Here is an 11,015-nt window from a genome sequence, read left to right as displayed (position 1 = left end):
CATCCCTGCTTTGCCGAACCACCCTCAACCCTGAGTCTTTGTCAGCCATAGGTGTCCACCTCCAAATAGGTGGACACCTATGCTCCTCGCTCAGAGTCGCATTGGGTAGACGTCGATAATGGATCGCTTACGAACGAGCCCGACCCACGCGCCCGCCCCCGGTAACGCAGCCTGTCGCTGCAAGGCAATCACGCCCAGCGCAAACCCGCCCCAAATCGCCCGCATCCTGCCTCCTCGCAACGAGGGGGCTGAATGCACGGACCGCGTCAATCGCGCCGCGCTCAATGCACGTTGTGCACGCCACCCTGAAAACGATTATGCAGACGAAAGCGCCAGCCGCGGCAGCGCAGCCGCCGCGTTAGCCGTCGTGCCAAGTGCGAGTTCCTCGGGGCTCAAGCCCCTCAAGCCCGCGAGCACGGCGCCGATGCGCGGCACCTGGTCGGGCGCGTTGCGCTCGCGATAAAGCCAGGCGGGTGAGATATCCGGCGCATCGGTTTCCATGACGATTGCCTCGAGCGGCAACTGCTGCGCGAGCCTGCGGATCTGCAGCGCGCGCTCGAACGTCACATTGCCGCCGAAGCCCAGATGCATCCCCTGATCGATGAACGCTCGCGCCTGCTGGAAGCTGCCGTTGAACGCATGCGCGATACCGCTTTTCACACCGTTGCGGCGCAGCCCCTTGAGCACCTGATCCTGCGACTTGCGCACATGGCAGATCGCCGGCAAGTCGAACTCGCGCGCAAGGCGCAACTGGGCATCGTAGAAGTGCTGTTGACGGACATCGTCGAGCCCCGGCACAAAGTAATCGAGCCCGATCTCGCCGATGCCGACGAAGCGCGGATCATCGAGACTCGCCTCGATCTCGCGGCGCAACACTTCAAGGTCTTCGTCACGCGCCTGCGGCGTGTAGAGCGGGTGAATACCGAGCGCGTAAACCGCGCCGCCGGTGCGGTGCGCGAGCGCGCGCACCACCTCGAAGTTCTCGCGCGCCACCGCCGGGATCACGATGCGCGACACGCCCGCCGCGTGCGCCGCCGACGCGACCGCGTCGCGGTCAGCGTCGAACTCGGCGGCGTCGAGATGGCAGTGCGTGTCGATCCACATGGCGCTCACTCGCAGGAAGGCTCAGACCGGTACGACCGGTTCCTCGTGCAGCATGCCGTCGCGCAAGCGCACGATGCGGTCGCAACGCGCCGCGAGTTCAGAATCATGCGTGACGATCACGAAGCTCGTATCGAACTGGTCGGAGAGTTCGAGCATCAGGTTGAAGACATTGTCCGCTGTCGCGCCGTCGAGGTTGCCCGTGGGCTCGTCGGCGAGCACGCAGGCGGGCTTCGTCACGAGTGCGCGCGCGACGGCCACGCGCTGGCGCTCGCCGCCCGACAGCTCGCCCGGCCGGTTGCGCGCGCGATGCGAGAGGCCCACGCGTTCCAGGATCTGCATCGCCTCGGCACGCGCGGCTTCCTGCGTCATGCGGCGAATGCGCAGCGGCATTGCCACGTTGTCGAGCGCCGAAAACTCCGGCAGCAGATGATGGAACTGATAGACGAAGCCCAGCGCGCGATTGCGCAGTTCGTTGCGCTCGCGCTCGGATAGCTCGGTGAACGGCTTGCCGAGCACCGAGACCTTGCCCGCGCCCGGCTCGTCGAGTCCGCCGAGCACGTGCAGCAGCGTGCTTTTGCCCGAGCCCGACGCGCCAACCACAGCGAGCTTCTCGCCGCGCTTCACTTTCAGATCGGTGTCGTGCAGCACCTGCACGGCAAGCGGGCCCTGGCCAAACACCTTCGAGACGCCGTGCGCTTCCAGCACATACGGATAGTCACCAGCCGCCGCGATGAGCGATTGACGGTCATTCATAGCGCAGCGCCTCCGCGGGACGAACCTTGGCCGCGCGCCAGCTCGGATAGAGCGTGGCGAGCGCGGACAGCACGAACGCGATCGCGCCGATGCGCATCACGTCGGAAGCCACGAGTTCCGAAGGCAGCTCGCTGATGAAATAAACCGAAGGCGGCAAGAACTGGATGCCGAGCAAATGCTCGATCGCCGGCACGCTCCATGGAATGCTCCACGCGATCAGGCAACCGAGCGCGATGCCGATGGCCGTGCCGACGAAGCCGATCGTCACGCCCTGCACGACGAAGATCTTCATGATCGAACCCGGCTGCGCGCCGAGCGTGCGCAGGATTGCAATATCGGCCTGCTTGTTGGTGACGGTCATGACGAGAGACGAAACGAGATTGAACGCCGCGACCGCGATGATGAGCGTGAGAATGATGAACATCATGCGTTTTTCGATCTGCACGGCCGAGAACCAGGTCTTGTTCTGCTGCGTCCAGTCGCGGATATAGAGGTCGCCCGAGAGTGTATGCACGAGCTGGCGCGCCACCGCTGGCGCGCGCTGCATGTCCTTCAGACGCAGGCGCACGCCGCTTGGCGCGCCTAAGCGATAAAGCACTTCGGCGTCGCGGATGTTGGTGAGCGCGAGCGTGCTGTCGTACTCGTAGTGGCCCGACTCGAACACGCCCATCACCGTGAACTGCTTCAGGCGCGGCAACATGCCGGCCGGCGTGATCGAACCCTCGGGCGCGACGAGCGTGACCTTGTCGCCCACCGTCACGCCCAGGTTCACGGCGAGATCCGCGCCGAGCACGATGCCGAAGCTGCCGGGCGTGAGATCGTTCAGGCTGCCCGCCTTCATTTCCTTGCCGATGTCCGAAACCTGCGGCTCTTCGGAAGGCTCGATGCCGCGCAGCGCGACGCCGTTCACGCTGTCGCCGCGCGTAAGCAGCGCCTGGGCGTCCACGTAGGGCGCCGCGCCGATGACTTCGGGATTGGTCTTCGCTTCCTTCGCGGTGAGCTGCCAGTCGGGCATCGTGCCCGTGGGCGAAAAGATCTCGATGTGCGCGAGCACGGAGAGCATGCGGTCGCGCACGTCGCGCTGGAAGCCGTTCATCACCGAGAGCACGACGATCAGCGCCGCGACGCCGAGCGCGATGCCCGACATCGAAATGAGCGCGATGAACGAGATGAACCCGTTGCCGGTCGTGCGTTTGCCGGCGCGGGTGTAGCGCCAGCCTATCTGCCATTCGTAGGGAAGTTTCAAGCGAATCCTTTTGCGTCTTCGTTGCGCTCCGGCGCCGTATTGACCCTGGGGCCAGTGCGCCGGACGGCCGGAGAATATCGTGCCGGGTCGGGCGGCGATCAACCGCGAAGTTTGCCACACTGGCGGCGGGTCACGGATATTCGACGGAGTTCCCATGAACTTTCACGCGTGAGAACCCCACCGCCGGGAGGCGTTTGCCCGCCCTCTCCTTCGAGCCGCAATTCGCCCACAAGTGCCGCAGCGCGAGCATAACGGGCCGCTGCAGTGCCGTTGCGGCACGCCCGAGGGCCGCCCGACGCACGGAGCGCCGAAGTACAATGCGCACCATCATGCCCGCCGACCGACTCCATCTCCTCGTCCCGTTTGCCTTGCCCTCCGCGGCGGCCGCCTCCACCGCGCTCGCGGGCCTCGAATACCCGGCGCTCGCGAAACTGGTTGCGCGAGCGACACTCGGCGAACAGGTGATCGGCGAGGACTTCCAGCGCACGCTGCCGCACGAGCGCTGGGTCGCGCGCCAGTTCGGCGCGCTCGGTCCGGCGAGCGCGAACAACGCGACACCCGCGCCGGGCGCCGACGACGAAGCGCCGCTTGCGCCCTACATGCTGCTCGCCGATGGCGGCACGCCCGGCGACGCCACGTGGGCGTGCGTGCAGCCCGTGCATGTGCGCATCGCGCACGATCATCTGGTGCTGATCGACCCCGCCTCGCTGGAACTCGCCGACGCCGACGCCGCCACGCTCTACACCGTCGCCCGCCCGCTGATCGAAGAACTGGGCGTGCGCATCGAGGCACCCACACCGCAGCGCTGGTATCTCTCGTCGGATGCGTTCGGCACGCTCGCGGGCGCGTCGCCCTTGCGCGCGAGCGGCCGCAACATCGAGATCTGGCTGCCGCACGAGGCCCATTCGGGCCAGCGTTCGCGTGCCTGGATGAAGATGCAGAACGAAGTGCAGATGGCGTGGTTCGAGCATCCTGTGAACGAGGCACGCGAAGCGCGCGGGCTGCCCGCCGTCAATTCGATCTGGTTCCACGCGCAAGGCGCGCTGCGCACCGTCACGAGCCCGTATGCGCGCGTGCGCTCCGATGCGGCCGCCACGCGCGGCCTGGCACTCGCCGCGAAAGCGGAAGTTGGCGCTGCGCCCGCGACCTTCGCCGCGCTCGCAACCTCGCTCGACAATGGTTCGGGCACCGGCGCGACGCTCGTCGAACTCGATCCGTTCTCGGCGGCCTTCATCCAGCAGGACTGGGGCCGCTGGAACGCCGCGTTTGCTCAACTGGAGCGCGACTGGTTCGCGCCCGCCCTCACGGCGCTCCAAACGGGCGCGCTCGGTACGCTCGACCTCACGTTGTGCGGCGACACCGGCTCGGTCACGCTGTCCATCACGCGCGGCGATTTACGCAAGTTCTGGCGACGCCGCCTGTTCGCGTCGCTCTTTATCGAATGATCTCCGAATGACCTCTTTTTTCCGCGCTCACGCATGACCCAAATCGTCACCCGCGCCTGCTCGCCCGCCGACACCGAAGCGCTCGTGCGCCACGGCCTGCATCCGGTGCTCGCGCGCCTCTACGCCTCGCGCGGCGTTTGCCAGCCCGACGAGATCGAAACCGGCCTCGCGCGCCTCATCCCGCCCATGGGTATGAAGGGCATCGACGAGGCCGCCACGCTGCTCGCCGACGCGCTCGAAGCGGAGTGCCGCATGCTCGTGGTCGCCGACTACGACTGCGACGGCGCGACGGCCTGCGCCGTGGCCGTACGCGGCCTGCGCATGTTCGGCGCGCAGATCGACTATCTGGTGCCGAACCGTTTCGAGTATGGCTACGGCCTCACGCCGGAGATCGTCGCCCTCGCCGCCCAAGGTAAAGGCGGCCCACCCGACGTCCTGATCACGGTGGACAACGGCATCGCCAGCGTGGAAGGCGTCGAAGCCGCCAACGCGCTCGGCATCGAGGTGCTCGTGACCGACCACCACCTGCCCGGCGACACGCTCCCCGACGCGCGCGCCATCGTCAATCCGAACCAGCCGGGCTGCGAGTTTCCGAGCAAGTGCATCGCGGGTGTGGGCGTGATGTTCTATACCCTGCTAGCGCTGCGCGCGGAATTGCGCAAACGCGGCGCATTCAGCGATGGCAAGCCGGAGCCGCGCCTCGACGGCCTGCTCGATCTCGTCGCGCTCGGCACCGTCGCCGACGTCGTGAAGCTCGACTGCAACAACCGCGTGCTGGTCGCGCAAGGCTTGCAGCGCGTGCGCAACGGCCGCATGCAGCCGGGCATCGCGGCGCTCTTTCGCGCTGCGGGCCGCGACGCGAAAAGCGCGTCGGGCTTCGACTTCGGCTTCGCGCTCGGCCCGCGCCTGAATGCGGCCGGCCGGCTCTCGGACATGTCGCTCGGCATCGAGTGCCTGACCACCGACGACGTGGGCCGCGCCTGGGAACTGGCGCAGCAGCTCGAGGGCATGAACCGCGAGCGCCGCGAGATCGAAGCCGGCATGCAGCAGCAGGCGCTAGCCGATCTCGCCGACGTCGATCCGCAGGGCAAAGCCACGCTCACGCTGTTCAACGAAGGCTGGCACCAGGGCGTGATCGGCATCGTCGCGGGACGGCTCAAGGAGCGCTTCCACCGCCCCTCGTTCACCTTCGCGCCTGCCGACGACGGCGGCGAACTCGTGAAGGGCTCGGGCCGTTCGATCCCCGGTTTCCATCTGCGCGACGCGGTCGATCTGATCAGCAAGCGCGAGCCCGGTCTGATCCAGAAGTTCGGCGGCCACGCGATGGCCGCGGGTATGACGATCGCCGCGGCGGACGTGCCGCGCTTTGCTGCCGCCTTCGAGCGCGTGGGCCGCGAATGGCTCACCGAAGAGGCGCTCGCGCGCATTGTCGAAACCGACGGCGATCTCGAAGACGCCTACTTCACGCCCGATTTCGTGGAGATGCTCGACGCCGCCGTGTGGGGCCAGGGCTTCCCAGCGCCCGTATTCTCGGGCGAATTCGAGGTGGCCTCGCAGGCGCTCGTGAAGGACAAGCACCTCAAGCTGCAACTGCTGCGCGGACGCCAACGCTTCAACGCGATCTGGTTCAACCACACGGAATCGCTGCCGCAGCACACCACGGTCGCCTACCGGCTCGTGCGCGACACCTGGAATGGCGTGTCGCGCGTGCAGCTCGTGGTGGAGCACGCTGCGCTCTGAACCCGCTTTGAGCTCCGGAGTGCGGGCCGCCCGAACAGCCCGCGCCGCCCTTGATCCGGGTCCAATCGGCTATAATTCAATGTTTTACACGCCGGATCACGACACAAATGGAAGCGGAACGTCTCAACGCGATCGAAGCCCTTTTGGCGGACCTGCGCACGCGCGCGGGCGAGCTACGGGGGTATCTTTGACTACGATGTAAAAGCCCGACGGCTCGTCGAAGTCAACAGCGAACTCGAAGACCCCAACGTCTGGAACGACTCCAAGCACGCCCAGGGTCTCGGCAAGGAAAAGAAGCTGCTCGAGGGCGTGGTGCACGTGCTCGACGGCATCGAGAACGACACGCGCGACACTCAGGATCTCTTCGAGATGGCCCGCGAAGAAGGCGATGAGGACACGCTCGTCGCCATCGAAACCGACGCTCAGGCGATCGAAGCGCGCGTCGCCGACGTCGAGTTTCGCCGCATGTTCGCGAACCCGGCCGATCCGAACAACGCGTTCATCGACATCCAGGCCGGCGCCGGCGGCACCGAGGCCTGCGACTGGGCGTCCATGCTGCTGCGCCAGTACGTGCGCTACTGCGAGCGCAAAGGCTTCAAGACCGAAGTGCTCGAAGAATCCGAAGGCGACGTGGCCGGCATCAAGAGCGCGACGATCAAGGTCGAAGGCGAATACGCCTACGGCTTTCTGCGTACCGAAACCGGCATTCACCGCCTCGTGCGCAAGTCGCCGTTCGACTCGTCGGGCGGCCGTCATACGTCGTTCTCGTCGGTGTTCGTGTATCCGGAAATCGACGACTCGTTCGAGATCGAAGTCAATCCGGCCGATCTGCGCATCGACACGTATCGCGCGTCGGGCGCGGGCGGTCAGCACATCAACAAGACCGACTCTGCCGTGCGTATCACGCACGTCCCGTCGGGCATCGTCGTGCAGTGCCAGAACGACCGATCGCAGCACCGCAATCGCGCCGAAGCCATGGCCATGCTGAAGTCGCGCCTGTACGAAGCCGAAATGCGCAAGCGCCAGTCGGAACAGGACAAGCTCGAAGCGGGCAAGTCGGACGTGGGCTGGGGCCACCAGATCCGCTCCTACGTGCTCGACAACAGCCGTATCAAGGATCTGCGCACCAACGTCGAAATCAGCAACACCAAGGCCGTGCTCGACGGCGATCTCGACGCCTTCATCAGCGCGAGCCTGAAACAGGGCGTATAAGCTTCCCGCACGCCGCGGGCGCTGCAGAACACCGCATGCCGCCCTCTCCTGCTGCGCCGCCCGCTTCGACTGCGAGGTGTGCGACGCGCAGCAGGAACCGAAGTCCGCTTATCTGCGCGCGATGCGCGCCGTGTCCCGCGAAGGACCATGCCGGGGCCGCCGCCCCGAAAACTCGCCGAAACACCTGCGAATCAAAGAACTCCGAGCCATCATGACCGAACCGACCCAGCAGAACGCGCCCAGCGCCGCGCCCGAACTCGACGACAACCAGATCATCGCCGAGCGCCGCGAGAAACTGCGCGCGCTGCGCGAGGCAGGCGTCGCCTATCCGAACGACTTCCGCCCCACCCACCACGCCGCCGACCTGGCGCGCGACTACGCCGACACCGACAAGGAAGCGCTCGAAGCCAGGCCGCTCGAAGTGTCGATCGCAGGCCGCATGATGCTCAAGCGCGTGATGGGCAAGGCGAGCTTCGCCACGGTGCGCGACGGCTCGGGCCAGATCCAGTTCTTCATCACGCCCGCCGACGTGGGCGAAGCAACCTACGACGCGTTCAAGAAGTGGGACCTCGGTGACATCGTCGCGGCCAAGGGTGTGTTGTTTCGCACCAACAAGGGCGAGCTGTCGGTGCGCTGCACGGAACTGCGCCTGCTCTCGAAGTCGCTGCGTCCGCTGCCGGACAAGTTCCACGGCCTCTCGGACCAGGAAATGCGCTACCGCCAGCGCTACGTCGACCTGATCGTCACGCCCGAAGCGCGCGATACCTTCGTCGCGCGCACGAAGGCGATCTCCTCGGTGCGCCGCTTCATGGCCGACTCGGGCTTCATGGAAGTCGAAACGCCGATGCTGCACCCGATCCCGGGCGGCGCGGCTGCGAAGCCGTTCGTCACGCACCACAATGCGCTCGACATGCAGATGTTCATGCGCATCGCGCCCGAGCTGTATCTCAAGCGCCTGGTCGTGGGCGGCTTCGAACGCGTGTTCGAGATCAACCGGAATTTCCGTAACGAAGGCGTTTCGCCGCGTCACAATCCGGAATTTACGATGATGGAGTTCTACGCCGCGTACACCGACTACACGTGGCTCATGGACTTCACCGAGCAGCTGATCCGCCAGGCCGCCATCGACGCGAGCGGCACCGCCGTGCTGACGTATCAGGGCCGCGAACTCGACCTCTCGAAGCCGTTCCATCGCTTGACGATCGTGCAGGCGATCCAGAAGTACGCGCCGCAATACACGAACGAGCAGCTCGCCGAAGCCGCCTTCCTGCGCGCTGAACTCAAGAAGTTCGGCGTGGACGCAAACCAGCCGGCGTTCCTGAACGCGGGGGTGGGCTCGCTCCAACTGGCGCTCTTCGAAGAGACGGCCGAGTCGCAGCTGTGGGAGCCGACCTACATCATCGACTACCCCGTCGAAGTCTCGCCGCTCGCGCGCGCCTCGGACACGCTGCCGGGCATCACCGAGCGCTTCGAGCTGTTCATCACGGGCCGCGAGATCGCCAACGGCTTCTCGGAACTGAACGATCCGGAAGACCAGGCCGCGCGCTTCAAGAAGCAGGTCGAACAAAAGGACGCCGGCGACGAAGAAGCGATGTTCTACGACGCCGACTACATCCGCGCGCTCGAATACGGCATGCCTCCGACGGGCGGCTGCGGCATCGGCATCGACCGTCTGATCATGCTACTCACGGACAGCGCAAGCATCCGCGACGTGATCCTCTTCCCGCATCTGCGCCGCGAAGACTGAGCGGAACATTGCCTGACATGACGGGGCGCATGCGGTTCATACCGTATGCGCCCCGTTTCTTTGTGGCATCTCGGCGCACACGTTTGTAACCATCGGTAAAATCTGGCGGCGAGCGCAACGGCCGGGACGGGTACGTCAGTTGCGTCCGTGTGGAAAACCGCGCTGTGCAACGCTGCGCGACGGCCGCGCCCTTAGCGTCTGCCCGCACTCACTGCGCGGGGTTACAAATTGAAACGCCCACAGAATTGGATTGGCTCAAACTGGGCCTCACAAGAGAGCCAACTCTGCCAAAGACGGAGCCTGTCATGAACACAACCGATCCGACCACACCGAAACGCCGCCTCCATCCGCTGATCGCAACCGCGGCGGCAGCCGTCATCGTCGCGAGCCTTGCGGCCACTGCGGCCATCACCGGCGTTTTCCCGAAAGCTTCCAGCACCACCGAACAAAGTGCCCAGGTTCAGACGGGCCAGACGGCCATGACGGCTTCACAGCCGCCGGCGGTCGACTCGACAAAGCCGGTGCAGGCCTCGCAGTATGCGCAGAACGGCCAGGATGCGCCCGCCGAGCCGCAACCGGCGCCGCCACAGGCTCAAGAGCAAGCGGCCGTGCCCGTCGCCCCGGCGCAGCAGTATGGTCAACAGCCTGCCCAGTCGCCGCAGCCTTCGCAGCCTTCGCAGCAGCAATACGCGCAGGAAGCGCCGCCCGCCCAGCCCGCGTGTTCGACGTGCGGCACGGTCGTCGCGATTTCCGAGGTCAAGCATGAAGGCCACGGCACCGGTATCGGCGCAGTAGGCGGCGCGGTGGCGGGTGGCGTGGTCGGCAACCAGTTCGGCTCGGGTAACGGCCGCACGGCCATGACGCTGCTTGGCGCACTGGGTGGCGGCTTCGCGGGCAACTCGGTCGAAAAACACCTGCGCAGCACGACGAGTTATTCGGTGCGTGTGCGCATGGAGAACGGCAAGACGCGCTACTTCACGTATCACGATGCGCCGCCGTTCCAGCAAGGCGAGCGCGTACGTGTAGAGAACGGCACGCTGGTCGCGGGTTGATTGCGCCGAAGCTGGCAGCGCAATAAAAAAGGCGATTTGCCGTATTGGCAAATCGCCTTTTTCTCGTCTGCTTCCCGGGGCGTGCCGGGAATCAGTAGTCCGCGTCTTCGATCCACGCGGCCTGGATCGCTTCGAGAATCTTTTCGTTCGAGCGCTCGGGGTCGTCGTCGAAACCGTCGAGCTGGGTGATCCAGCGGTGCAGATCAGTGAAGCGCACATACTGCGGATCCACTTCTGGATGGGTGTCCGTCAAGGCCATCGCGATGTCCTGCGTATCGGTCCATTTCATGGCTGCGCGCTCCTCCTGATGTTCAATGGCTCAGTGGTTTTCCTTCGCGTGGTTGATCGAGTAACGCGGAATCTCGACCACCAGGTCGTCGTTCTCGGGCACGATGGCCTGACACGACAGCCGCGACGTCGGCTCGAGGCCCCACGCCTTGTCGAGGAGATCGTCTTCGTCTTCCTCGGAAGGCACGAGCGCATCGAAACCCTCGCGCACGATCACGTGACAGGTCGTGCAGGCGCACGACTTTTCACATGCGTGCTCGATTTCGATGCCGTGTTCGAGCAGCGCGTCGCACACGCTCTCACCCGGCTTGGCGTCGATGACCGCGCCTTCAGGGCACAGTTCGACATGGGGCAGCACCACGATTTGAGGCATTGTGATTTCCGTATCCAATAACTTTCATATCGGGCGCATGCCCCGCCTCCGACGG

General features: G+C 65.6%; 10 protein-coding genes. 5 read left to right on the top strand and 5 right to left on the bottom strand.

What is annotated here, in order from left to right; all coding sequences use genetic code 11:
* Positions 1-315 precede the first annotated feature (315 nt).
* From M3I54_RS26160 to M3I54_RS26150, 3 genes are read right to left on the bottom strand one after another with little or no spacing between them, the layout of a single operon-like run.
* Positions 316-1,104 carry a TatD family hydrolase gene (locus M3I54_RS26160; RefSeq protein ID WP_254341270.1) on the bottom strand — a complete coding sequence of 263 codons (789 nt, stop codon included), beginning with the start codon at positions 1,102-1,104 and terminating at the stop codon, positions 316-318.
* A gap of 21 nt (positions 1,105-1,125) precedes the next feature.
* Complete coding sequence (gene lolD / locus M3I54_RS26155) at positions 1,126-1,857, bottom strand: lipoprotein-releasing ABC transporter ATP-binding protein LolD (RefSeq protein ID WP_254341268.1); 732 nt, start codon at positions 1,855-1,857, stop codon at positions 1,126-1,128.
* Complete coding sequence (locus tag M3I54_RS26150) at positions 1,850-3,103, bottom strand: lipoprotein-releasing ABC transporter permease subunit (RefSeq protein WP_254341266.1); 1,254 nt, start codon at positions 3,101-3,103, stop codon at positions 1,850-1,852. The genes lolD and M3I54_RS26150 overlap by 8 nt, the downstream gene beginning before the upstream one ends.
* A 317-nt stretch (positions 3,104-3,420) precedes the next feature.
* On the opposite strand from M3I54_RS26150, the gene M3I54_RS26145 reads away from it, so the two are divergent.
* From M3I54_RS26145 to M3I54_RS26125, 5 genes are all read left to right on the top strand, one after another.
* Positions 3,421-4,548, top strand: a complete 1,128-nt coding sequence (locus M3I54_RS26145; protein ID WP_254341264.1) for a regulator — start codon at positions 3,421-3,423, stop codon at positions 4,546-4,548.
* Positions 4,549-4,581: 33 nt separating this feature from the next.
* Positions 4,582-6,288, top strand: coding sequence for a single-stranded-DNA-specific exonuclease RecJ (recJ, locus tag M3I54_RS26140; RefSeq protein ID WP_254341262.1), 1,707 nt, complete (start codon positions 4,582-4,584; stop codon positions 6,286-6,288).
* A 107-nt stretch (positions 6,289-6,395) separates the two neighbouring features.
* A protein-coding gene (gene prfB, locus M3I54_RS26135; RefSeq protein WP_201697250.1) for a peptide chain release factor 2 occupies positions 6,396-7,500 on the top strand; the annotation gives its coding sequence in 2 pieces (ribosomal slippage) (positions 6,396-6,476 and positions 6,478-7,500; 1,104 coding nt in all).
* A gap of 211 nt (positions 7,501-7,711) precedes the next feature.
* Complete coding sequence (lysS, locus tag M3I54_RS26130) at positions 7,712-9,247, top strand: lysine--tRNA ligase (protein ID WP_254341260.1); 1,536 nt, start codon at positions 7,712-7,714, stop codon at positions 9,245-9,247.
* Positions 9,248-9,552: 305 nt separating this feature from the next.
* On the top strand, positions 9,553-10,299 hold the full coding sequence (locus M3I54_RS26125) for a glycine zipper 2TM domain-containing protein (protein ID WP_254341258.1): 747 nt from the start codon (positions 9,553-9,555) through the stop codon (positions 10,297-10,299).
* Positions 10,300-10,390: 91 nt separating this feature from the next.
* Here M3I54_RS26125 and iscX read toward each other — a convergent pair whose 3' ends face one another.
* Both iscX and fdx read right to left on the bottom strand, forming a co-directional pair.
* Entirely contained in the window at positions 10,391-10,588 is a 198-nt protein-coding gene (gene iscX, locus M3I54_RS26120) for a Fe-S cluster assembly protein IscX (protein WP_028204168.1), read from the bottom strand.
* A gap of 30 nt (positions 10,589-10,618) precedes the next feature.
* Positions 10,619-10,960, bottom strand: a complete 342-nt coding sequence (fdx, locus tag M3I54_RS26115; protein ID WP_069265529.1) for an ISC system 2Fe-2S type ferredoxin — start codon at positions 10,958-10,960, stop codon at positions 10,619-10,621.
* Between the last annotated feature and the right edge of the window lie 55 nt (positions 10,961-11,015).

The organism is Paraburkholderia sp. CNPSo 3274 (assembly GCF_024206475.1).
Taxonomy (GTDB): domain Bacteria; phylum Pseudomonadota; class Gammaproteobacteria; order Burkholderiales; family Burkholderiaceae; genus Paraburkholderia.
The sequence above is the reverse complement of the archived record's forward strand: the minus strand, read 5'-3'. Positions and strand labels throughout refer to the sequence as shown.